The sequence below is a fragment of the Salinibaculum salinum genome (assembly GCF_037645885.1).
GTDB lineage: Archaea > Halobacteriota > Halobacteria > Halobacteriales > Haloarculaceae > Salinibaculum > Salinibaculum salinum.
The window spans coordinates 13,211-35,929 of the sequence record NZ_JBBENW010000003.1 but is presented as its reverse complement, the minus strand read 5'-3'; the positions used below and the strand labels follow the sequence as shown (position 1 = coordinate 35,929).

The window sequence follows — 22,719 nt, the reverse complement described above, 5'->3', positions numbered from 1 at the left end:
ACGGATGGAGGGATATTATATGTCCGAACACTCAGAACCGGAACTTCCACCGCTTCCGTACGACTACGACGCCCTGGAACCGCACATCTCCGAGCAGGTCCTCACCTGGCACCACGATACCCACCATCAAGGGTATGTAAACGGCCTCGACGCCGCCGAGAAGACACTCGCCGAGAACCGCGAAAGCGGAGACTTCGGCGGTAGTGCCGGTGCAATGGGCAACGTCACCCACAACGGCTGTGGTCACTATCTCCACACGCTGTTCTGGGAGAACATGGACCCCAACGGCGGTGGCGAACCCGAGGGCGACCTCGCCGACCGCATCGAAGAGGACTTCGGCTCCTACGAAGGCTGGAAAGGCGAGTTCGAAGCCGCAGCCGGCGCAGCCGGTGGCTGGGCGCTGCTGGTCTACGACCCCGTTGCCAAGCAACTGCGCAACGTGCCTGTCGACAAGCACGACCAGGGTGCCCTGTGGGGCGCACACCCCATCCTGGCGCTGGACGTCTGGGAGCACTCCTACTACTACGACTACGGTCCGGACCGCGGCTCGTTCATCGACGCCTTCTTCGAGGTCGTCGACTGGGACAAAGTCGCAGAAGAGTACGAGAAGTCCATCGGCCACTTCGAGTAACGCGGTCGCCAAAATTCGATATTTTTACCGGCCAAATTCGGTAGCTGTCGCTCTGCGTCGCAGTAAAAATAAAGACGCCCTGCCGGCTGTCCGTTAGAACAGTCCGGGGAACAGGACGTACGAGAACAGCATGGCCAGGATGCCGACCATGAGCGAGTAGTAGAGGAGCGGCATGAGGTTCAGACGCATCACACGCCCCTCCTGTCCGACAAGACCGACAGTCGCCAGCGCGGCGACGAGGTTGTGAATCGCGACCAGGTTACCGATTGCACCACCGACAGCCTGCGCGCCGACGATAATCTGTCGGGGCAGTCCGAGTTCGCCTGCTGCCTCGAACTGGAAGCCGCTGAAGGTGATGTTCGAGACGGTGTTCGACCCGGCCATCGCCGCACCGAGTGCGCCGATGAGCGCAGCCACGAACGGATAGACCGGACCGAGAATGTCGGCGGTTGTCTGTGCCAGCACGATAATCATCCCCTGGAGCTCGACAGTCGGCGGATTACCCGATTGGAGCATCACCTGCACCATCGCGATGACGAAAATAAGCGCGATGAACGGCGAGACGAGTTTCCGCCCAGCCTCGGCGAACGCAGCGCTGACTTCTTCGCCAGTCATCCGGTAAATCGGAATCGCAGCGAGTGCGCTCAGGATGAGCCAGAAGCCGGGGACGTTCACCCACGCGACGGAGTTACTGATTCCCGTACCGAGAATTTCCGACCAGCCGAGGACGATACCGATGGTGAAGCTGCCGACTTCGACGCCGATATCAGCGTTGTTGATGAAACTACTGATCGGGTCAACTGCTCGCGTGACGACGAGCAAGACGACGAGCAGCGCGTAGGGTGCCCACGCGCGGGCCAGTGAGATGTCCTCTAGCCCTTCGTCGACGGTACCGGAGCTACCGGGCTCGATAGTGCCGACCCAGTGGTCGGGCCACTCCTCACGTGGGGGGAACTCCCAGTGGGAGTCTGGCAGGAGGTATCCTGCACGAAGGGCGGAAATAGTAATCGCACCGCCGACCATCGACCCAATGAGCGCCGGGAACTCCGCGGTCAGGAACCACGCGGAGGCCCAGTACGGGACGGCGAATGAAATGCCAGCGAACAGACACAGGGGCGCAACTTCGAGTGCCGGTCCCCAGGAGCCATCCTCATCGTCACCGAAGAAGTGGACGACCATCAGGACGGCAATAAACGGCATCACGAAGCCGACAAGGGCGTGGTACGTTGCCGCCCAGGCCGCCACCTGATTGGAGAACTCGACGACGGTGAACCCGCCTTCGACGATGTCCTCTTCGAAGACTTGCATCGGGCTCTGAATCCCGATGATAATTGGTGTCCCGACCGCACCGTAGGTCACAGCGATGATGTGGCCGATGATTCCTGCGATAACTGCCGCGAGTGCCGGGAATCCGAGTCCGAGCATCAGCGGTGCGACGACTGCTGCGGGGGTACCGAACCCTGCAGCACCTTCAATAAACGTCGCCAGGAAAAAGCCAATCAGGACAATCTGGACGCGCCTGTCGTCAGAAACAGTTGCGAATCCGCGATTGATCCGGTCGAACGCTCCCGCTTCCTGGAGCATATAGAGCAGCAGCAGCGCTCCAAAGACGATCCAGAGAATCGAGAGGGCCGTAATGACCCCGTTAATCGACGCTGCCGCCAGCCAGTCCGGGGGCATCTCCCAGATGAAGTAGCCGACGATGAGTGCTGTTATCCAGGCGATTGGCATCGCTCGTGTCGCCGGCCAGAGCAATCCCACTAGCAAAACGCCAGCGACCAACAGCGGCGTCGCCGCGAGTAGTATCTCTACTGTCGTCGCCATGGTTACACACCCCCCATTTCGATCGGTTCACCTGTCTTCTGAGCCACCGTGTTATCAAATGGCATGTATTGACTCCATCAAAACGTATAACAAACTATCTTATAAATGTCAGTGTTTATCAGAATGAACTATATCTTATACATGAGCACTTGGATATATAACGATAGATGCTGAACAATGCGGTAGAGAGATGGAGACTCACTGGAGCAGGGCAGTGAGTTCGATATGCGATTTTGATAGGAGTCAGTTCAGGTTAGCAGGCCCTGACGGTAAGATAGAATAAGGGTTTACTATGCTGAACACAGAGGGAAACAGCATGGGTGTCGAACAACAGGATACGACCGTTCACCCGGCAGACCCGCCAGGTGACCCGTCCGAACTCGCGCGAGTTCCGGACGAGACCGTTCCAGAGTACGTCGATCTCGCGTCGGACTTACACGAGTCGGTAAGCGGCGACGTGCGCTTCGACGAGTACGCACAGATTCTCTACGCCACCGACGGAAGCATCTATCAGGCTCGACCTGCCGGCGTTGTCTTCCCCGAAGACATCGCTGACGTCAAGGCAGCCGTCGAGATAGCGACCGAGCACGGCGTTCCGATTCTCCCGCGGGGCGCCGGTTCGTCCCTAGCCGGTCAGACGGTTGGCCCGGGCTGTGTCGTACTGGACATGAGCCGACACATGGACGGGCTCATCGACGTCGACACCGACGAGCAGTCAGCCGTTATCCAGCCCGGTATCGTCCAGGACGACCTCGAAGCGGAACTCGAGGAAGACGGGCTGAAGTTTGCCCCGGACCCTGCATCCTCCGGGCGCGCGACAGTCGGTGGTTCCATCGGGAACAACTCCACCGGCGCACACTCGGTCCGATACGGCATCACCGATGCCTACACCGAGGAAATCAAGGCCGTGCTGCCTGATGGTTCGCTCCTGCACGCACGCGAAGTCGTCCTCGACAGTGACGAATGGGACGACATCGTCTCGAAGGACGACCGCGAAGCCGAGATTTATCAGACCGTCCGTGAGGCAGTCGAAAACAACGAAGAGGAGATAGAGACGCGCTATCCCGAACTCAAACGCCGCGTGAGCGGCTACAACCTCGACCGCGTCATCTACGAGAACGAAGACGGCGAGGAGGTCATGAACCTCTCCAAACTCTACGTCGGTTCCGAAGGGACCCTCGGTGTCATCGTGGAGGCCAAGATCGGACTCGTTACCGTCCCCGAAGAGACGGCGCTCGTCCTCTACTGCTTCGAGGACCTCGTCGACGCGATGGAGGCCGTCCCGGAGGCGCTCGAATTCGACGTGAGCGCCGTCGAACTGATGGACGACGAAGTGTTCCGACTGGCAGCTGAATCCGACGGCTACTCCGAGTACGTCGAACCGATTCCGGAGGGAACGGAGGCCAGCCTCATGCTGGAGTACGACTCGGAGCTCCACGACGACTTCGAGGCGGCCATCGCCGAGACGAACGAGTACTTCGTCGACAACGGCAAGGCGTTCGACGCAATCGAGGCCTACACCGACGAAGACCAGGCCGACATCTGGAAGCTCCGGAAGGCCGCGATTCCGCTCCTCATGTCACTTGAGGGTGACCCGAAACCCTACCCGTTCATCGAGGACGCCACTGTCCCACCGAAAGAACTCGCAGAGTACGTTATCGAGTTCGAAGAAGTGCTAGAGGACCACGGCACCTCGGCCGCGTACTTCGCTCACGCCGGCAGCGGGACGCTCCACATCCGTCCCATCCTCAACCTGAAAGACCAGAACGGCATCGAGAAGATGCACTCCATCACGGACGACGTGACCGACCTGGTGATCAAACACCACGGCGCGTTCTCCGGCGAGCACGGCGACGGGATGGCCCGGACGGAGTTCAACCCGAAGATGTACGGCGACGACCTCTGGAACTCGTTCAAGGAGGTCAAGACAGCCTTCGACCCAGAGTGGGACATGCATCCGGGCAACGTTGTCTACCGCGACAGCCCCGAAGACCCCGGCCCGGACAGCGAGCGCGGCGTCGGTGCGGACATGCGCGAGAACCTCCGGTACGGCGCCGACTACCAGTCGGTCGAACCCCAGACCAAACTCGACTTCTCCGACGAGGGTGGATTCTCCCACCTCGTCGAGCTCTGTAACGGCTGTGGGACGTGCCGAGAGACCGGCTCCGACGTGATGTGTCCGACCTACCGCGCCTCGAAAGAGGAGATTCAGGCCACGCGCGGCCGCGCGAACATGCTCCGGGCAGCAATCAGCGGCGAACTCCCCGAAGACGAAATTTACTCTGACCGCTTCCAGGAGGAAGTGCTCGACCTCTGTGTCGGCTGTAAGGGCTGCAAGTCCGACTGTCCGACCGGTGTCGACCTCGCGAAGCTGAAAGCCGAGGTCAAACACGAGTACCACCAGCAGGAGGGGACGACCATCCGAGAGCGACTGTTCGCCAACATTGACACCGTCTCACGAATCGGGAGCGCGCTCGCGCCCGTCTCGAACTGGGCGCAGGAACTCCCCGGCTCCGACGTCATCGCCGAGAAACTCGGCATCGCGCCAGACCGCTCGCTGCCCCACTTCGCGAGCACGTCACTCGAAGAGTGGTTCGAGCAGCGCTACAGTCCCGTTTCGGAGGAAGAAGCCGACGACAAGGTCGTGCTCTTCCCTGACACGTTCACCAACTACAGCTACCCTGAACCGGGGAAGGCTGCTGTCGAGGTGCTCGAAGCGGCCAACATCTACGTCGAGATCCCCGACGACACCGTCCCGACGGGTCGGGCTGCGTTCTCGATGGGCAAACTCGACAAGGCGTACGACCGCGCCAAGCGCAACGTTCAGGTTCTCCTGCCGTACATCGAGAACGGCTACTCCGTGGTGTTCGTCGAACCCTCCGACGCCGCGATGCTCCAGGACGAGTATCTGGACCTGCTCGACGGGCAGGCAGCCCAGCGGGTCGGAGCAAGCGCGTACGGCGTCTGTGAGTTCCTCCACGCCCACCGCATCTACGACGACATCGACTTCGACGCGCCTGACGAGTATCTGTCTTACCACGGTCACTGCAACCAGAAGGCGCTGAACAAGGACCACCACGCCGCGGCGGTCCTTCAGCAGGCTGGCTACGAGGTCGACGCCCTCGATACCAGTTGCTGTGGGATGGCTGGCTCCTTTGGCTACGAGAAAGAGCACTACGACCTCTCGAAGTCCATCGGGAAGATTCTCTTCGAGAAAGTCGACGAGAGTCCCGGTGAGACGGTCGTCGCACCCGGCGCGTCTTGCCGGACGCAACTCGGTGACCGTGACGAACGGTCGGAGAAACCGCCGCATCCGACAGAAAAGCTCCGCGACGCGCTGGCCTAACTGAGCGGCACGTTTTCTGTTTTATTCGACCGGTTCGACCAGTTCGACGATGTGTCCGTCGGGGTCTTTGATCATCGCGGTCCGGGCACCGGCCGCGGGTTGGTCGCCCGGCTCTTTGACGACACCGTGATTCTCGATGTCCTCGAAGGCTTCGTCTACGTTGTCGACTTTTACCGCGAAGTGGTCATACGCGGTCCCGGGCTCGAGATCGTCCTGTCCCTCGGTGTCGGAGAGCTGGAGTTCGAGGCCGTTACCGTCAGCGACGTAGACGTTGCGCGTTTTACCGTCTGCTGTGGTGAAGCCCCACGTTTCCTCGTAGCCGAGTTCGTCGATATACCACTGTGCGATACGGTCTGCGTCCGAAACATTCAGACAGACGTGAATGACGTCCATACCGAACAGTGTGATTGGCTGCCTCTTAACTCGGGCGGTCCCGACCGACCGCACTGTGACCGGTCCGAGTACTACCAATTTGGTGGGATTGACAGCCGCCAGTGCTATAGTAGCCACTGAAAGCCATTGCACACACGACCGCACGAGTGCGGTGCGGTCGGTATGTAAATCGTTTCAGTTGTTATTACAGGTGTCCACCGCGACGTCGACCCCCGTAAACTCGAACTGGGCCCCGCCGCTTTCGGCTGCGGTCACGGTCACGTCCCATCCATGTGCCGCTGCAATATTCGAGACGATGGCCAGTCCCAATCCCGTTCCGTTCTCGTCGGAAAAGCCCGGTTCGAGTACCTTTTCGCGTACGTCCTCGTCGATACCTGGTCCGTCGTCGGCGACGAAGAATCCCCCTCCGTCTGCAATCGTACCGACGGTGACTGTTACCGTTCCAGACTCCGAACTGCTGCCGTGTGCTACGGAATTTCGAAAGAGATTCTCGAAGATCTGCTCCAGTCTGTTTCGGTCCGCTCGCACCGTCTGTTCGGTCTGTACGTCGAGCACAGCGTGTGCTGTTTCGACATGGTCCCACGCGTTTCTGGCCGTGTTAGCCAGAGTAACATCGCTCTTTTTGTCGATGCTCTGTCCCTGGCGTGCGAGTGTGAGTACGTCCTGGATGATTCGGACCAGCCGGGTGTGTGACGCCCGAATCTCCTCGATATGTTTCTCTACCTGCGGGTCGTCGACGAGTTCGGCGATGGCTGTGGTTCGGCCGATAGCAACGTCGAGTGGGTTCCGGAGGTCGTGCGTAATAAAGCTGGCAAATCTGTCGAGTTGCTCGTTTTGCTGTTCGAGTTTGGTTTGCTGGCGCTGTTGCGCTGTCACGTCGTGGAGGACGGCGAGCGTTGGATCCGAACCAGTCTCGCCATCGATCGTAGAGATTGTGAGCTGGTAGTAGCAGATGTCATCGCCTGTTTCGATGGGGACGATACCCTCGTTGCCTCGTTCGAGTTGTTCCCGGAGTGCTGGGTAGCCGTCGAGCCCGGCTTCGATACGGTCGATATCGTCGCCGCCGTCTGGAGCAACGAGAGTCGCGAACGCCTCGTTGCAATCGAGAACGTCGCCGGCCTCGTTCAGTACGACCAGCGCATCGTCGATGGCATCGACGACGACGCTCGCTTCCAGGTCCAACCCGGCCATTACCCAACCGTTCGGACTTCAACCTCAAATAAGTATCCGGCTTCCTGAAACCGGTGTGTTTAGGCACGCGACGCAGCTACAGAGCGACATGCCTGTCTCCAAAGAGGAGTTCGACGACCTGCGCGCACTCTCGTTCCGTGACCCCGATGAAGTGCTCGACGACGACAAACTGTACACGATCTACGAGATTGCCCGCATGCTGCAGGGACTCGACCCAGATGCCGACATCGACACCGGGACGGAGGCGATACTGCTGGACTGGGCGATTCCATGGGTGCTGACGAACAGCGACGAGTTCGTCTTCGCCGAACCGCGTGCTGACGACGAACCGGGCTACTACGGCATCGAGTCGTAACGGCACCCGGCGACTGCCTGTTCCACGGTACGGTTCCGCTCTAGGCGCGCATCCGTGCGGCCTGTAGCGCCAGTTCGATGTCCGTGTAGGGATTCGTCGTCACGCTCGGGCCGTGACCGGTGTGCATCTCCGCCAGGCTCTCGTCGACCGTATTGAGGACGCGACCGATGCTATCGACGAGCAGTTGGTGATCACCCTCCTCCAGGTCGGTCCGGCCGAATCCGCCGTTGGCGAAAATCAGGTCGCCAGCAAAGAGCGTCTGTGTCTCGGGCGAATAAAAACAGAGGTGGTCGTTCTTGTGGCCCGGCGTGTGCAGTGCTTCGTACTGATTATCACCGAGTTGGACCATCCCTCCGTCCTCGATTTCGTGGTCGACGCCGTCGATCGACGAGTCGTAGCCCCACACGTCCACGTCGAAGGCGTCGACGACGGCGTCGAGCGTACCGACGTGGTCGTAGTGCGTGTGCGTGAGAATCGCGGCGTCGATGTCGTCGACGTACTCGCGGGTTTCACTGACGACATCGAAGTCGTTGCCCACGTCGACCAGAACGGTTCGTTCACCCGTGACGAGAAAGACGTTACTGGTAAACACCTGCTGTCCTATAGCGAGGTTCTGAATCATGGCTCTCCGTTTGCCAGCGAGGTGCTTGGGGATGTCGGTCCCGTTCAGTCCCCGGTTTCTCGACACCCATAGGGCTATGTGTGGTGACATACAAATCAGACCAAGAGTGGAGATGTCTGATTCGGACGAACCTGTCGTACTCATCGTCGAGGACGAACCGGACGTTGCGGAGACCTATCGGCTCTGGTTAGAAGACGACTACGAGGTGCGAATGGCCCAGAACGGAGACGTTGGGCTCGAGAAACTCGACGCCGGTGTCGACATCGTCCTCCTCGACCGGATGATGCCGGGGCTCTCCGGTGACGAAGTGCTCGAACACATCCGCGAGGACGACCTGGAGTGTCGCGTCGCGATGGTCACCGCCGTCGAACCGGACTTCGACATTCTGGAGATGGGATTCGACGCCTATCTCTCGAAGCCAATCAAAAGCGAGCAACTCGTCGAGACGGTCCAGAACCTGCTCGAACGCTCGGAGTACGACTCACTCCTTCAGGAGTACTACTCGCTGGTCGAAAAGCAGGCGACGCTCGAAGCGACGAAGAGCCGAGCGGAGTTGGCTGACAGCGACGAATACGACCGGCTCAAGGCGGAAATCGGTTCGCTCCGGGACGACCTCTCCGAGACGCTCGGTGGTATCGAGGACGACGAGGACTTCATCGCAACAATCCGTGAACTGAGCGATGCCGATGAGTACTGACAACAGTATGTACGACCTCTCTGGAGTTCTGGATGTCGACGCAGTATCGTCGATTCGACCGGGGTCGAGCCTTCTTATCTCGGGACCGGCGATGACAGGAAAAGAGAATCTCCTGTTCGAGTCACTGGCTGTCGGAGCCAGCAATGGCGAAGGAGCTGTCGGCGTGACGACCGGCGGTCGGGCCGAGGATGTCATCGAAGACATCCAGTCGCGTGCCCCCGCCCTCGACAGCTACCGTCTCTGTGCCATCGACTGCAGAACTGACAGCGACCGACAGGAGTACGAACGCGACGATGGCGCGTACATCAATCGCGTCGCTGCACCTGCCGACATGACCGGCATCGGCATCGGAATCACGAAGTGTTTCGACCGGCTCCACGACGCCGGCGTCGACGAGGCTCGCCTCGGCCTGACCAACCTCTCGACGATGATTACGTACACCGACAAACAGACCGTCTTCAAGTTCTGTCACGTCCTCTCCTCGCGGCTCGACTCCGCGGAGTTTCTTGGTCTATTCACTATCGACTCCAGCGCTCACGACGACCAGACGCTGCAGGTCATCAAGCAGGCGTTCGACGGACTCATCGAGATCCGCGAACGCGACGGTACCCGCGAGGCACGGGCGATGGGCATCCAGCCAGAGCCCTCTGACTGGGTCGAACTCTGAGTCGGACCATCGTATTTTATGCCGCTCCGGTTCCGCCGCGGTTGTATGGAGGTCCAGTTACTCGAAGCGACCGAGGACCCGGAACGTCTCATCTGTCAGGGGGCCCGAAACGACTACATGTCGGACTTCGTCGGCGATCTCTCCTTCGAGGAGACGATGGGTACCACCGACGGTGACACCATCGAAGCGAAGATGGAGACGCTCATCCATCACCTGCTCCAGCACGGTCACTTCGGGCCGTTCGAGCACCCACACGCTACCTTTGCTATCAAAGGCGTCTCCCGCTCGTGTATGGCGCAACTGACCCGGCATCGTCACGTCTCTTTCGACGTCCAGTCGATGCGATATGTCTCCTTTGACGACGTGGACCCCGCCGACGTGCGCGACGGCGAGATGGTCGTCATTCCGCCGTCCGCTGACGACCCGGACTGGGTGGGCCGCAACCAGAAGACCGGCGACGTGAGCGACGAAGACGTCGCCGAGCGCGAGGAAATCTTCAAAGATGCCATCGAGAACGCCGTCGAGTCCTATCAGGACCTGCTCGACCTCGGGATGCCCCCCGAAGACGCCCGTTTCGTCCTCCCTATCGGGACGAAAGTCAACATCGTGATGTCGATGAACGCTCGAATGTTGATGCACGTCGCCGATATGCGCGCTGCCGCGGACGCTCAGTGGGAGATTCGACAGATGACGGAGGACATCCTCGACATCGCCGAGGAGTGGTGTCCCATCACCTTCGAGTACTACAACGAGGAGATGAAAAACCGGAAGAACAGATTGGCACCGTAGGTCTCTCCGGTGAATTGGACCGAACAAGAGTGGTGTCGGACTGACTCCCCCACTCACGGTACTTGCGTTCAGTCGCCAGTAACCTCTTCGCTTCCCTCGACGTTCGTCACTTCGAGACCACCAGATAGCTCGGTGTTCGGGTACGGCATATCGATTCCTTTGGCGTCGAACCGCTCTTTGACGGCCTCGACGAACTCGGCCCGAACCGCGCCGTAACTGCTCTCGTCCGGTTCCATCCAGATGCGTCCCGAGAGCACAACCGCCGAGTCACCGAGCGATGTGACGGGGGCTGTCGGCTCGGGGTCGTTGAGAACGCCGTCGATACGCGACCCTTCGTCGATGATGGCCTCTCGCGCCTGTTCGATGTCGTCCTCGTATCCGATACCGAAATCGACCGACACCCGCCGTAGCTGGTTGGCCACGTTGTTCACAACTGCCGTGCTGGCGAGTTCGCTGTTTGGGACCGTGACGAGTTCGTTGTCGAACGTGTCTAGCTTCGTCACCCGCAGTTTTATCTCCCGAACGACGCCGCTATTCCCGTTCCACTCGATCCAGTCGTCGACCGTGAACGGTTCGTCCTGAATGATGAACACGCCGGCGACGAAATTGGCGATGAGGTCCTGCGCAGCGAAGCCGACCGCCAGCGCGAGCGCACCGGCCAGAGTCGCGAACGCTGCCAAGACGACGCCGAAGCCGGCGACCGTCGCGGCCAGTGCGACCGCTAACACGGCAATAACCACGACGGTTACATTCACCGCCAGCCCGACGAGTGTCTCGTCGAAGTCTCGATGTCTGAGACCGCGCTTCACTGCTCGGGTTACGAAATACTTCCCAAGTAGGTAGATGACCACGAACGCGACGACGAACAACACGACTGTCGTGCCCGCACTGATGAGTGGTGGAATATACTCCTGTGGATCAAGCGATATCCCTTGTTGAAGTGGTAACATGCGACGTGAAGACTGACGACAACTGAATATTTAATAATGTTCTAAGTAATGGCGGCAACAGTGATGTCTGATACTGTCGCCGTCTCTCTTGATCGGCTCGTACCTTCTTGCCTCTTTTTACGCATGATAGTACGAACCAAGGCAAGTTCGACGTTCGAACTCTACAAGCACAGTATGGGCAAGTCGACAATCGAAGAAGTCGAAGCTTCGGTCTCGCGGACAGTGTATGCCGTGACTTTATTCTCCCGACAGGCAAAGGGCGGGGTATGGGAACGAGCGACCGTTCCGCGGACCCGTCGGCGGACCCGCGGGCGGAATACGACTACGTCGGCGGTGATGTCGAGCGGCCCGCACTCGTCGCGGACCTTCGCGACTGCGTAGCGGGTGACGTTCGCTTCGACGAGTTCTCCCGACAACTGTACGCGACTGACGCCAGCGCCTACGAAGTGACGCCCATCGGCGTCGTCTTCCCGGAGTCGACGGCGGACGTGGCCGCAGTGATGGAGTACTGCGCCGACCGCGAGATTCCGGTGCTTCCCCGTGGCGGCGGCACCAGTCTCGGCGGCCAGTCGGTCAACGAGGCGGTCGTTCTCGATTTCACCAGACACATGGACGCGCTGCTTGACGTCGACCCGTCAGCAGGGACTGCCCGCGCCCAGTCCGGGCTGATTCTCGGCGATCTGAACGAGACGCTCGCCGACCACGACCTGAAGTTCGCACCGGACCCCGCGTGGGGCGACAAGAGCGCGCTCGGTGGCGCAATCGGGAACAATTCGACCGGTTCACACTCGCTGCAGTACGGCAAGACCGACGCCTATATCCAGGAGTGCGAAGCCGTTCTCGCCGATGGGACGGTCACACGCTTTGGCGAGATTGCTGTCGACCGACTCCGCGAGCAAGCCGACCCCGACGGCGATACCGAAGCGCGCATCTACGACGCCGTCGCGGCCATCATCGACGAACGGGACGCCGTCGACAGCGCCTTTCCCGAACTGAAGCGAAACGTCTCGGGATACAACTTCGACCGTCTCGTCGACGAAGCCGAGACCGGGACTGTGAATCTCGCTCGACTGCTCGCGGGCAGCGAGGGGACACTGGCTATCGTCACGGAGGCGGAGATATCGCTCGAACCGATCCCCGAGACCAAGGGAATGGCGCTGTTGCGCTACGAGTCGCTGCTGACGGCGCTGGAAGACGTTTCCCCAATCCTCGAACACGACCCAGCCGCGGTGGAGGTACTCGACGACGTGCTCCTCGACCTGGCCCGCGAGACGGGTGAGTTCGGGCCGCTCGTTGACGAGATGGTTCCCGTAGGGAATGGAGCCGTCCTGCTTGTCGAGTTCTACGCCGAGACCGACAAGGAGGGAAAGCAGAAGGTTGCCGACCTGCTCGCCGATCGGATGCCGACGGTAACGGCAACGGCTGTCCCCGCCGAGGGTGCCGGCAACATGACGGATGATCCGGTACGGGCGCTCGGCGGTGACGAAGCTCACGACGACGCCGAACGCGAGCGATTCTGGAAGCTCCGCAAGAGTGGTCTCCCGATCTTGCTCGGTCGGACCACCGACGCGAAACACATCAGTTTCATCGAAGATACCGCAGTCCCACCGGAGCGACTCCCCGAGTTCGTGGCTGACTTCCAGGAACTGCTGGACGAAGTCGGTACGTTTGCCAGTTTCTACGCCCACGCAGGGCCGGGGTGTCTCCACATCCGCCCGCTCGTGAATCTGAAAACCATCGACGGCGTCGAGCAGATGGAAGCAATCGCCGATGGCGCAACGGACCTCGTCGTTGAGTACGGCGGCAGCGTCTCCGGTGAGCACGGAGATGGCCGCGCGCGGAGTCGGTGGAACAGGAAACTCTACGGCGAGGACGTGTGGGAACTGTTCAAAGACACCAAGACGGCGTTCGACCCCGACTGGCTGCTGAATCCTGGGCAGGTCTGCGGGCAGGTTTCCGAGGACGAGCGTCGGGACCTGCCAGCGCGGGCCGATTCCGTCGAGATGACCGAGAACCTGCGTTTCTCGCCGGAGTACGACTTCGACCTGGGATTTGACCCCCAGCTCAACTGGGACAACGACAACGGAATGCAGGGGATGGTCGAGCTCTGTCACGGCTGTGGTGGCTGTCGCGGCCCACAGTCGACTACTGGCGGCGTGATGTGTCCGACCTATCGGGCCGCTAACGAGGAAGTCACGAGCACGCGCGGCCGAGCGAACATGCTCCGACAGGCGATGAGCGGTGATTTGCCGGCAGACCCCACCGACGTGGAGTTCATGGACGAGGTGCTCGACCTCTGTATCGGCTGCAAGGGCTGTGCGAAAGACTGCCCGAGCGAGGTGGACATGGCCAAGCTGAAAGCCGAAGTCCAGCACCAGCACCACCAGGAAGAGGGGACGAGTCTGCGAGACCGACTCTTCGCGGACGTGGACCGCGTCAACGCAGTCGGGAGCATGCTCGCGCCGCTGTCGAACTGGGCCCAGAAACTGCCCGGAAGCGGTGTGATCGCCGAGAAGCTGTTCGGTATCGCACGGGAGCGCGACCTGCCGGAATTCCACCGACAGACTTTCTCGGACTGGTTCGATGACAGGGAGCCGACCGTTTCTGAAGCCAACGCTCATCGGAAGGCGCTGCTGTTCCCGGACACGTACACGAACTATACCCATCCCGACGCGGGCAAGGCGGCCGTTCGGGTGCTCGAAGCCGCCGGCGTCCACGTTCGGCTCGCACCCGACGTGGGACCGAGTGGCCGGGCCGCGTTCTCGAAGGGCTTTCTCGACACCGCCCGAGAGCGCGCGCAGACGAACGTCGACGCGCTCGCACCGCGCGTCGACGATGGCTGGGACGTACTCGTCGTCGAACCTTCCGACGCCGTGATGTTCCAGTCGGACTATCTGGACCTTCTCTCAGGAGAGAGCGCCGAACGCGTCGCGGCCAACACGTACGGTGTCTGTGAGTATCTCGACCGACACCGACTCGACGATACCATCGACTTCGACGCTCCGTCGATGTCTCTTTCCTACCACGGACACTGTCACCAGAAAGCGGCCAAGCGTGACCACCACGCGGTCGCCGTGCTCCGTCGGGCAGGGTACGACGTGGACGCGCTCGATTCGGGCTGTTGTGGGATGGCTGGCTCCTTCGGCTACGAGGCCGAGCACTACTCGATGAGTCGAGCGATTGCCGGCATCTTGCTCGACCAGATAGAGCACAGTTCTGGAGAGCGAGTCGTCGCGCCAGGGGCGTCCTGTCGCTCACAGCTTGCCGGCGAAACAGGGGGCCAAGACGGTACAGAACCGCCACATCCGGCCGAGACACTCGCTGAGGCCCTTCCTGAGTGAGTGAGTGCGGACGGCCGCAGGCACAGTGTTTTTATTCTGCCCTTGGGTCGTATAGGGTAGATGCAACGCCGGTGGTTCGTCGGGTTGGCAGTCGCGTTGCTGGTTCTCACGACGGGGGCCGCTCTCCCCGCCAGCAGCGCCACCGGGGACGAGACTACGTTCCAGCAAGCACAGGACGCCCCGCAACTGAGTACGCCGGAGGGATTCGACAGTACGGAGTTTCGGATTACCACCTACGAAAACGGCTCTGCGAGATGGACGATAACGCACAGTACCACTCTCGATGAAAACGGTACCGAGCGCGAGCAGTTCGAGTCGTTCGCGAGCACGTTCAACAACAACGAGACGCAGACGTTCCGGGATTTCAAGACCCGTGCCGAGGCGTTGACAGCCTTCGGAACTGAGGAGACGAACCGCCAGATGAACGCGACGGCGTTCGCGAAAGAGGCGACCGTCGACGAGCAGTTCCGCGTCTACGGTCGGTTGTCGATGTCCTTTATGTGGACCAACTTCTCTCGGACGACAGCCAGCGGAATTGTCGTCGACGACGTGTTCGCGGGTGGCATGTACATCGGTCCGGACCAGCGACTGGTGTTCGACAAGGAGTCGAACCTCGAATTCTCGTCGGCAGACCCCACGCCGGACAGGTTCGGCGTGGAGGACAATCTCACAGCGAGTGACTCTATCGAGTACCACGGCGAGCGGCAGTTCGCCGACCGCCGTCCGAAAGTCGTCGCGACCAGTCCGAACGTCACCGGGGCGGCTCAATCTGCGACAGCAACGCCACCATCGACGGCGAACTCGACCCCTGTCGACGCGGCGTCGAGTGAGGTCGGGCCAATCCCGCTTGCGGTTGCGATCCTCCTCTTGCTCGTCGTTGGGGGAACTATCGCGTGGTACTCTGGCAACCTCGGAGGGATCTTCCGCGAGCAGGGCGATGGAGGGAACGTTGGTGCAACTGAGGCCGAAACAGCGGCAGGGACCGAGCCGGCGGAGCCCTCTGTTCCCGAAGAGGAACTGCTCTCCGACGAGGATCGAGTGCTGAAACTACTCGACGAGAACGGTGGCCGAATGAAACAGGTCAACATCGTCGACAACACCGAGTGGTCCAAATCGAAGGTCAGCATGCTCCTCTCGGATATGGAAGAGGAAGGATCGATAAGCAAACTCCGTGTCGGGCGGGAAAACATCATCAGCAAGGCTGGCGAAGAACCCGACGCCGTCGGCTCGCCCTTCGACGACGAGTGAGACACCCTCACACCGCTGGCCCGAAGCGCAATCGTTAAACGTAACTCGTCGCTACTGAGGAATGCACACCGCTCCGTTGGTGTAGTCCGGCCAATCATCTTGCCCTCTCACGGCAAGGACCAGGGTTCGAATCCCTGACGGAGCACTCCAATCGGCTCCCTTCTTGCGGTTCTGGTCTGTGAACAACAGGTGACTTCGCCAAATGCTCAGACCAAATCGATTCGAAGGATTCACACACAACCGCGCAGTCTTGCGGTTTCCCTTCTTTGCCAACCTATCGGACTCGCAGGACGGACCTGCGAACCTACCGCAGTCAAGCGATTCCGTAATTTGTCCACCGCTCACAAGCTCACAGGGCCGACAGCAAATCGCCGGACGGAGGCCAGATAATGAGTGACCTCGATGACTATCCAGTCGTCACTGAGACCTCGGAGTCATTCTTGAACCATCGGCAATTACTTGATTATCGCTCCGAGCGCGAAGACTGCCTCAATTGGCTGCTGACCTATGGGAAAGATCCAGACAAAGCGAAGGGGTACGCGAAAGGGACTGTCAAACCCCGCTCGTATCGGATGGATCGATTCTACCGGTTTGTATGGGAGTTGGAGGGTGGGTATACAGCAAATCTCACTCATGACCATGCCGACGAGTGGATGGATCATCTTGCTCGTCGGGACGTGAGTGCGACACACAAGCGGAACTGTCAGAAATCAACAAAAATGCTCTACAAGTGGCTCCAACATGAGCGGGGGCTCGGCGCGTGGGAACCAGACATCACGTTTGCTGCCGACAGTAGCACACAGCCGAGAGATTACCTGACGAAAGATGAGCGGGGAGCGATTCGTGATGCCGCGCTTGAGTACGGATCAATTCCGTCTTACAACAATTTGTCACCCGCCGAACGTGACCGGTGGAAACGGCATCTTGCACAACGCTTTGAGAAACCAAAATCGGATGTTACCCCTGATGATTGGGACCGTGCCAACGGATGGAAAATCCCGTCACTCGTGTGGACGAGTCTCGATGCAGGGCTTCGACCAGTTGAGGTCAACCGGTCAGATGTCTCTTGGCTTGATCTCGAAAACAGCGTCCTACGAATCCCCAAAGGAGACAGTGCCAAGAACAGAGAAAATTGGGTCGTCAGTCTCCGTGATCGAACCGCAGAAATGCTGTCGCGGTGGATGCAGGAACGCCGCGCATATTCCGACTACGATGATACGGAATCAATCTGGCTTACCCGCGAACAGAATGCCTACGATACGGCGTCGCTCCGGTATCTCTTGCATCGACTCTGTGAGATTGCTGGAATCAATACGGAACACCGACAAATGAGCTGGTATGCGATTCGACACTCAGTCGGGACGTACATGACGCGCGAAGAAGACCTTGCAGCAGCACAGACACAGCTCCGTCACAAGAGTCCTGAAACGACTATGAAATACGATCAGACGCCAGTTGAAGACAGGCAAGACGCGCTGGACCGAATGGGATAACCCTCCACCCGGATTCACATTATCTCCGCAGCTTCTTTCTTGAGTTCCGGGATAGGGTGAATGTAGTTCGTTGCGGACGTTCTACTTTTCTGCCTGAGTTGTTCCGCGACCATTTCCAGTTCTTGGTATTCTTTGAATACGTAGGTGCCTATGCTGTGCCGGAATGAGTACCAAACGAGATTTCTCCCACGGGAACTGATTCCAGCTTCATTGATCAGATTGTCAAGAAGATCGTTCAGCGTCCCTGATTCATACGGATTCCCCTCACGGTTGAGCCAAATCTCGTCCCGTCCATCGTATTTGTCCCTCAGATCCCGTTGTTTGAGCCACTTCTCAAGCGTTGAGGCTGCTTCGTCCGACAACGTCGCGTTCCATGATGCATCATTTTTCGGTGCTTCCCCTTCAGGAATGTAGATCGTTTGCGTCTCCGGGTCGTACCAATCGACTTTCATTCTTTTGATAAGATCCGGTCGCCAGCCATGACCCCTCGTTGTCCGAATTAGCGACGGAATCTTCCAGCACTTGTTGAGCCGATCCCAATCGTCAGGTCGAACCTCGTCTTTCGGCTTCCCAAGCTCTTGTGCGATATGTGCTTTCGTCCTGTCACGCTCGTCAGGAGTCAAGTTATTGTAACTAGGAACGGTCTTGTAATCCAGCGATGCTTCCCATATCCTTTTGAGTTCCTTCTTCAGAAACGGATCCGGTTGGTTTTCTGGATTATCGTCGGAGAACGTGTATTTTGGATCCCAATCGATATTTTTGAACTCGAACCAGTTCCGCAAGACATCATTCAGTTTTCGTTTTGAACCTTCAGCGAATCGGCCACCGTCCATTTTCCGAAACGAATCGGTTTGTAACGCAGCATTAACAGCATCACCATCTTCCGGAGAGAACTCTGTCGTTACTGTTCCATTATTGTCCCAACTCCATTTCACCATTCGATGGAAGCGGGAGATCCGTACCTTTACCACTTTTTCGGCGTAGCCGATGTCTTTTATCGGTGCTTTGCCTTTCGTTGATAGGTACTGAGCAAACCTGGATAGTTTCTCAGTATATATGTCTTGCTGACGGGCGTTTAATTGGGTTAGCTGATCCTCAGAAATAAGAGATCCGTCCCATTCGCTACCGCTCATCGTTTACCCACCTCCGGCGAAGAGGGTAAATCGATACAGAGACGTCGTTTATCATCGGTTCGCAGGAGTAAATGAAATAGTTGTATTTAAAGAATTGCCCTGAATAGGCCCTAAAGTTACCTCAGGTACCTGCCGCGAGTCAGGTGCCTACTTTACCTTAGGTAAATCAGGTTCCGTACGAGCGCAGGATTTTCGTAGGCGTTTCACAAGGTGGTTGTCTGCGCTCGAAGTTTGGTGAATTAGCCGTAGAACGAGCCTGCGAAGTGAGCGCAAGTATCCGGCGGCGAACCAACCGGTTCACCGGAAAGCGGTGTCGCCGCTTTTCTGCTTTTTCCGCCCATGGTTTTGCTGCAAGAGGTAAGAGCTGTGCGCTAAGCCAGCCGAAAAGTGGTCTGTATAGATCACTTTCTGCTGGCCTGAACAATCGTGACTGTCTCAAAAAAAAACTGCGTCGGACACGCATCCGCGGGAATGAGGTCATAACTAAATCTGCGCAGCGAAATTGAAGATCTTAACACCGATATTATACAACTATTGAAAAAGAGTCTGGAACTGAGGTGCATCTTACAGATGTCCGTGAAACACTCGTTCGCATTGGAGTCAATCATATTGATGAGGTAGCCGATGAACTGAGGTGGTGGACTATCGGTACGAAGAAGATCCGGACTGACTACCCGTTGATTATAGCTACCGTCTGCTCATTATAGAGAATCCATTTCAATTTCCTAGTAAGACGCTGTCTTGCGGTTTTAGAAAAACCGTTGTAAATATCTAGTACGCCAATATAATTCACCACCTCATTGGCTGAAAGATAATAGTTCAAAATTAGCGGGATCCCCTACCGCTGTCTGAGGGTTTTGGAGATATCATTGAAGATTGCTACTACGTCCGGTGGCCTTGCCGTCTTCTGATTTTATACTAATCGTTGTAAATGTCCACATATTTGGATTCTGTCATCGGACTCTACAACGAGTATGTTCCGGAGCTAAATCGTGCTCCGGAATGGGGTAAGACTTCAGAATTCAGTCGAACATAGCTCACGAAACGCACCAGTATAACTAGGGTACTGTCCCCCATTTAGGGTTGGTTGGAGGGTGTCTGCGGAATTTGTCTTACCAATTAAATGATAATATCTGCTCTCGGCTGAGGTCAGGGCCGTTTGGCCCGAGCGTGTTCTGCTTGAGTGTCCACGTTGTTGTCCAATCAGAAATTACCCAGTCAAGTTGGTTACTGTGGTATGCTTCAGTGGTTATCTCCTTGCCCTTTTTGATACTGAATTCAGAATTGAACGGTCCGTTCGGCAACTCGGCAAGTCCTTTTCGATGCCAGTGATTGAAAACCTTATACGCAGTCTCCCGTGAATCAAATATTGCGACCGGTTTAATACCCTTTGTATGTAGTTCCTCCATCTTCCTGTACGTTTTCCGATAGAGTTTCAAGTTGTTATGGTTAGTGAGGATCTCATTCGCGTAGGACTGTCCGTGTTGGTCTTTTGCGATAGCATCAATTGTGTAGTTTTTCCAATCATGGTACGAACTGGTTTTTCGCTGCCGGATTTGATCGTGCAGACAAGCGAGGGCGACTGTGATACGGTGGACGAGGCCTTCGTATGGATCCCCACGAAGGTTGGGGAACTCATCTTTTCCATTGATTAGTAACCGGCCCTTCTGGGTGAGGTCGTACCAAGCTCGCTTACGGAACACCGATGTTGGTTTCAAAAATCTCGTTGTGTCTTCGAACCAATCAGCGGTACCAAATGCCAGTAGTGTCTCCCGACCGAGGTTTGTGTTGTAATACAGTTGTTTCAGATCGTCGTTGTCAAGATCGGCAGAAAGCTGGCTTATGGTGGGACACTGATCAGCGAGAAGGTGGACATCACAGACTTCATGCCCGTTCCACAACCGTGCGATCCGGTTTAGCAGTGTCTTTGCATCCTCATTTAGAGTGACTGTCGCTGAAGTACTCCCTCGAATTCTATCTTCAGCCTGCTCTGACCACTGGTCAGGATCAACACCTTGTGGTCGAGGTGGATTTAATGGATCACAGAGGAACCGATCTTTGAATTGGCCTCGGGAATACCACTGTAACCTCGGCCGGTCGAACGTATTGACCATTAGTACATAGTCCGTACCTGAGGTTGCTTTCGGGATGTCGAATCCCGCGTTGCTCGGGTCGTACTCGGTATCGTCTCTTGGGATTCGAGACCAGTCGCGCACATCTTCCTCGGGTTGGACTGGAAAGACTTCGAAGGTACATCGGCCTCGTGGGTTACGTGGTCCGGCCCGCCCATAGAGTGGTGCCTTGAGTAACCAGTGATCTTTGGATGGCTGATCAAATGGACTGAGTCGCATGAGTCTATATTCGATCCGTGTCGGGAAAAACAATTGGCGGGAATCGACGGCAAAGACGTTCTACCGCATGTTCTCAGTAGGTAAGGCAGACTCACAGCATGAACAAATTGCAGGGGGAAATGCCCAAAATCAATCTATTAGATGACGTTCGGATCGGCGAACGTGGACAGTATTAGTGTATCTCAGTTTTCTATTGAATCTCACGGGTCAACAATTCGATTGAGATTGTGTCACTGTAGTGAGATTCGTTACTGCAGAACTGCGATATGGTCGTGTTATATTTCTGGTGCTCGTACTGCCAGTCCGTATTTAGCCACTTCAGTGGGTTCAGCCAGTGAATTACAGTTCGCTGAGGGCTAACCTTTTAACTATTGTGTAGGTTACCACCTTCCGCGCCAATGATAGAAAAAGACACAAACGGAGCGGGTCCGTGCAAAGATATCGAGACAGCAGACCTGTTTGAACAGAACCTAGCCCCCGAGGTGTATCATGACCTCACAGAGGTGCGCCGGGACGTAGTTACTGATCTGTCTTTTTGCGAAATCGAATTCATCGAAGAGGAGTGCTCGCGTTGTGGAACCCGCATCCCCGGCCTTATGATCAATGGCGACCCACCTAAGTCGTTGCAGGAGTTTAAGATCATGCTCCATAATGTGTACGAGCCGTTCTACGGCAATCCGCGATCGGTTGAGTATGTCGATATGGATACGCGATTAGCTGAATCGAGCCCTGAAGCGACTATTGAGATATTCAAGTCGGTAATGTTTGCTGCTGCACTAGGCAGTGAGGACGCTGAGAACGAGACGGGCAAACGATCTAAACAGGCACTCTGGACGCAAATTCTCGGCCCAGAGTATACCGACGACGACTAACCTTTGATTTCCTCTCTGCTCTGAAGCATGAGGATTCCTCCGTAGGTAACCCAACTGGTTGGTTATCTCGGTTGTCAGCTTGCGGGTTCGCTGAGGCTAGTTTGGTCAGGCGATGATGGCTGTTCCCAAAATCGGTGGGGCCACTCACGGTCAACCCACTGTCAGTACGCCCTTCTCTATGTGCAAGATGTCTCTGATAACCCTTTGTCTATGTGTCAATACTATCTTCCTCGTGTCACTACCGCGCTTTTCGAACACCCCCGTTTCTTCGTCGTTTACCCCCTACAACACGTCGGTCTTTTCCGGACACACCCCCTCCTTGTGGCAGTACATGTATGAAATAGAACCTGTCGAGCTAATTGCGGACACCCCCCGTCCAGAGTTCTAACCGAACCAGTCCCGGGCAAACCTGCGGCTGAGTATAATGGTATCATCACGAGGGTTACCGAACGGGTCGCTATAGGGCATTAACCGTCGTCAGTCGCGTAACCGATCGTGTGTAGCCATCACGTTCTGGCGAATAGTTGCTTCAGCGGCGCCTACAACATCGTCATCTAGTCCTACCGCTGTAGCACGAGGGTTTTTACATAGGTACAAAATACCCCCGCCATGGTCAGATGTGACAATTGTAACGAAGAGCATGACCACGCAGAGTTAGTCGACGACGAGTCGTGCCCAACGTGCGGGACACAACTCATGTTCTCAGTCGGCCCGAGTAGAGGGTCAGCAGCTGAGCTTCTTCTCGAAGAACGACTAGCAGCCGAGACGCAAACAGAACGAGATGTCTACCGAACATTACTCCACTTACTCGCGTGC

General features: G+C 57.5%; 18 protein-coding genes and 1 tRNA gene. 12 read left to right on the top strand and 7 right to left on the bottom strand.

What is annotated here, in order from left to right; all coding sequences use genetic code 11:
- Positions 1-19: 19 nt before the first annotated feature.
- Positions 20-631, top strand: coding sequence for a superoxide dismutase (sod, locus tag WDJ60_RS05550; RefSeq protein WP_340099104.1), 612 nt, complete (start codon positions 20-22; stop codon positions 629-631).
- A gap of 93 nt (positions 632-724) precedes the next feature.
- Here the strand turns inward: sod and WDJ60_RS05545 are convergent, their stop codons facing one another.
- Positions 725-2,455, bottom strand: coding sequence for an L-lactate permease (locus WDJ60_RS05545; protein ID WP_340099103.1), 1,731 nt, complete (start codon positions 2,453-2,455; stop codon positions 725-727).
- A 316-nt stretch (positions 2,456-2,771) separates the two neighbouring features.
- Between WDJ60_RS05545 and WDJ60_RS05540 the strand changes: the two genes are divergently transcribed.
- Positions 2,772-5,801 carry an FAD-binding and (Fe-S)-binding domain-containing protein gene (locus tag WDJ60_RS05540; RefSeq protein WP_340099102.1) on the top strand — a complete coding sequence of 1,010 codons (3,030 nt, stop codon included), beginning with the start codon at positions 2,772-2,774 and terminating at the stop codon, positions 5,799-5,801.
- Between the two features lie 21 nt (positions 5,802-5,822).
- On the opposite strand, the gene WDJ60_RS05535 is transcribed toward WDJ60_RS05540, so the two are convergent.
- Both WDJ60_RS05535 and WDJ60_RS05530 read right to left on the bottom strand, forming a co-directional pair.
- On the bottom strand, positions 5,823-6,194 hold the full coding sequence (locus tag WDJ60_RS05535; RefSeq protein WP_340099101.1) for a VOC family protein: 372 nt from the start codon (positions 6,192-6,194) through the stop codon (positions 5,823-5,825).
- Between the two features lie 174 nt (positions 6,195-6,368).
- Complete coding sequence (locus WDJ60_RS05530; RefSeq protein WP_340099100.1) at positions 6,369-7,385, bottom strand: sensor histidine kinase; 1,017 nt, start codon at positions 7,383-7,385, stop codon at positions 6,369-6,371.
- 88 nt (positions 7,386-7,473) lie between these two features.
- Between WDJ60_RS05530 and WDJ60_RS05525 the strand changes: the two genes are divergently transcribed.
- On the top strand, positions 7,474-7,740 hold the full coding sequence (locus tag WDJ60_RS05525; RefSeq protein WP_340099099.1) for a DUF5827 family protein: 267 nt from the start codon (positions 7,474-7,476) through the stop codon (positions 7,738-7,740).
- Positions 7,741-7,780: 40 nt separating this feature from the next.
- Here WDJ60_RS05525 and WDJ60_RS05520 read toward each other — a convergent pair whose 3' ends face one another.
- A complete protein-coding gene (locus WDJ60_RS05520) occupies positions 7,781-8,362 on the bottom strand; it encodes an MBL fold metallo-hydrolase (RefSeq protein WP_340099176.1) in 582 nt (193 codons plus the stop codon).
- A gap of 112 nt (positions 8,363-8,474) precedes the next feature.
- Between WDJ60_RS05520 and WDJ60_RS05515 the strand changes: the two genes are divergently transcribed.
- Genes WDJ60_RS05515 through thyX form a run of 3 tightly spaced genes read left to right on the top strand, consistent with a single transcriptional unit; the run spans position 8,475 to position 10,515 of the window.
- Positions 8,475-9,059, top strand: coding sequence for a HalX domain-containing protein (locus WDJ60_RS05515; protein WP_340099098.1), 585 nt, complete (start codon positions 8,475-8,477; stop codon positions 9,057-9,059).
- Positions 9,049-9,726, top strand: coding sequence for an RAD55 family ATPase (locus tag WDJ60_RS05510; RefSeq protein ID WP_417750434.1), 678 nt, complete (start codon positions 9,049-9,051; stop codon positions 9,724-9,726). Before WDJ60_RS05515 ends, WDJ60_RS05510 begins: the two co-directional genes overlap by 11 nt.
- 45 nt (positions 9,727-9,771) lie before the next feature.
- A complete protein-coding gene (gene thyX, locus WDJ60_RS05505) occupies positions 9,772-10,515 on the top strand; it encodes an FAD-dependent thymidylate synthase (RefSeq protein WP_340099097.1) in 744 nt (247 codons plus the stop codon).
- A 68-nt stretch (positions 10,516-10,583) separates the two neighbouring features.
- Here the strand turns inward: thyX and WDJ60_RS05500 are convergent, their stop codons facing one another.
- A complete protein-coding gene (locus WDJ60_RS05500; protein ID WP_340099095.1) occupies positions 10,584-11,465 on the bottom strand; it encodes a mechanosensitive ion channel family protein in 882 nt (293 codons plus the stop codon).
- Positions 11,466-11,731: 266 nt separating this feature from the next.
- Between WDJ60_RS05500 and WDJ60_RS05495 the strand changes: the two genes are divergently transcribed.
- The 4 genes from WDJ60_RS05495 (at position 11,732) to WDJ60_RS05480 (ending at position 17,547) form a co-directional block, all read left to right on the top strand.
- Positions 11,732-14,806, top strand: a complete 3,075-nt coding sequence (locus tag WDJ60_RS05495; RefSeq protein ID WP_340099093.1) for an FAD-linked oxidase C-terminal domain-containing protein — start codon at positions 11,732-11,734, stop codon at positions 14,804-14,806.
- 60 nt (positions 14,807-14,866) lie between these two features.
- Positions 14,867-16,054: a helix-turn-helix transcriptional regulator gene (locus WDJ60_RS05490; RefSeq protein WP_340099092.1), complete on the top strand. Its 1,188-nt coding sequence runs from the start codon at positions 14,867-14,869 to the stop codon at positions 16,052-16,054.
- Between the two features lie 70 nt (positions 16,055-16,124).
- Positions 16,125-16,199 (top strand) — tRNA-Glu (locus WDJ60_RS05485).
- Positions 16,200-16,443: 244 nt separating this feature from the next.
- Positions 16,444-17,547 carry a tyrosine-type recombinase/integrase gene (locus WDJ60_RS05480; RefSeq protein ID WP_340099091.1) on the top strand — a complete coding sequence of 368 codons (1,104 nt, stop codon included), beginning with the start codon at positions 16,444-16,446 and terminating at the stop codon, positions 17,545-17,547.
- A gap of 14 nt (positions 17,548-17,561) precedes the next feature.
- On the opposite strand, the gene WDJ60_RS05475 is transcribed toward WDJ60_RS05480, so the two are convergent.
- Positions 17,562-18,680, bottom strand: coding sequence for a tyrosine-type recombinase/integrase (locus WDJ60_RS05475; protein ID WP_340099090.1), 1,119 nt, complete (start codon positions 18,678-18,680; stop codon positions 17,562-17,564).
- A gap of 533 nt (positions 18,681-19,213) precedes the next feature.
- On the opposite strand from WDJ60_RS05475, the gene WDJ60_RS18885 reads away from it, so the two are divergent.
- The gene (locus WDJ60_RS18885) at positions 19,214-19,387 is read left to right on the top strand and encodes a DUF7970 domain-containing protein (RefSeq protein WP_465269240.1); all 174 of its coding nucleotides are present in this window, start codon (positions 19,214-19,216) and stop codon (positions 19,385-19,387) included.
- A gap of 405 nt (positions 19,388-19,792) precedes the next feature.
- Here WDJ60_RS18885 and WDJ60_RS05470 read toward each other — a convergent pair whose 3' ends face one another.
- On the bottom strand, positions 19,793-20,896 hold the full coding sequence (locus WDJ60_RS05470; protein ID WP_340099089.1) for a hypothetical protein: 1,104 nt from the start codon (positions 20,894-20,896) through the stop codon (positions 19,793-19,795).
- 533 nt (positions 20,897-21,429) lie between these two features.
- Between WDJ60_RS05470 and WDJ60_RS05465 the strand changes: the two genes are divergently transcribed.
- Positions 21,430-21,903 carry a hypothetical protein gene (locus WDJ60_RS05465; RefSeq protein WP_340099088.1) on the top strand — a complete coding sequence of 158 codons (474 nt, stop codon included), beginning with the start codon at positions 21,430-21,432 and terminating at the stop codon, positions 21,901-21,903.
- The last annotated feature ends 816 nt before the right edge of the window (positions 21,904-22,719 follow it).

Bases quoted from the DNA above. Each gene is read 5' to 3' on its own strand.
- sod (WP_340099104.1), top strand. From the start codon at position 20: ATGTCCGAACACTCAGAACCGGAACTTCCACCGCTTCCGTACGACTAC.
- WDJ60_RS05545 (WP_340099103.1), bottom strand. From the start codon at position 2,455: ATGGCGACGACAGTAGAGATACTACTCGCGGCGACGCCGCTGTTGGTC.
- WDJ60_RS05540 (WP_340099102.1), top strand. From the start codon at position 2,772: ATGGGTGTCGAACAACAGGATACGACCGTTCACCCGGCAGACCCGCCA.
- WDJ60_RS05535 (WP_340099101.1), bottom strand. From the start codon at position 6,194: ATGGACGTCATTCACGTCTGTCTGAATGTTTCGGACGCAGACCGTATC.
- WDJ60_RS05530 (WP_340099100.1), bottom strand. From the start codon at position 7,385: ATGGCCGGGTTGGACCTGGAAGCGAGCGTCGTCGTCGATGCCATCGAC.
- WDJ60_RS05525 (WP_340099099.1), top strand. From the start codon at position 7,474: ATGCCTGTCTCCAAAGAGGAGTTCGACGACCTGCGCGCACTCTCGTTC.
- WDJ60_RS05520 (WP_340099176.1), bottom strand. From the start codon at position 8,362: ATGATTCAGAACCTCGCTATAGGACAGCAGGTGTTTACCAGTAACGTC.
- WDJ60_RS05515 (WP_340099098.1), top strand. From the start codon at position 8,475: ATGTCTGATTCGGACGAACCTGTCGTACTCATCGTCGAGGACGAACCG.
- WDJ60_RS05510 (WP_417750434.1), top strand. From the start codon at position 9,049: ATGAGTACTGACAACAGTATGTACGACCTCTCTGGAGTTCTGGATGTC.
- thyX (WP_340099097.1), top strand. From the start codon at position 9,772: ATGGAGGTCCAGTTACTCGAAGCGACCGAGGACCCGGAACGTCTCATC.
- WDJ60_RS05500 (WP_340099095.1), bottom strand. From the start codon at position 11,465: ATGTTACCACTTCAACAAGGGATATCGCTTGATCCACAGGAGTATATT.
- WDJ60_RS05495 (WP_340099093.1), top strand. From the start codon at position 11,732: ATGGGAACGAGCGACCGTTCCGCGGACCCGTCGGCGGACCCGCGGGCG.
- WDJ60_RS05490 (WP_340099092.1), top strand. From the start codon at position 14,867: ATGCAACGCCGGTGGTTCGTCGGGTTGGCAGTCGCGTTGCTGGTTCTC.
- WDJ60_RS05480 (WP_340099091.1), top strand. From the start codon at position 16,444: ATGAGTGACCTCGATGACTATCCAGTCGTCACTGAGACCTCGGAGTCA.
- WDJ60_RS05475 (WP_340099090.1), bottom strand. From the start codon at position 18,680: ATGAGCGGTAGCGAATGGGACGGATCTCTTATTTCTGAGGATCAGCTA.
- WDJ60_RS05465 (WP_340099088.1), top strand. From the start codon at position 21,430: ATGATAGAAAAAGACACAAACGGAGCGGGTCCGTGCAAAGATATCGAG.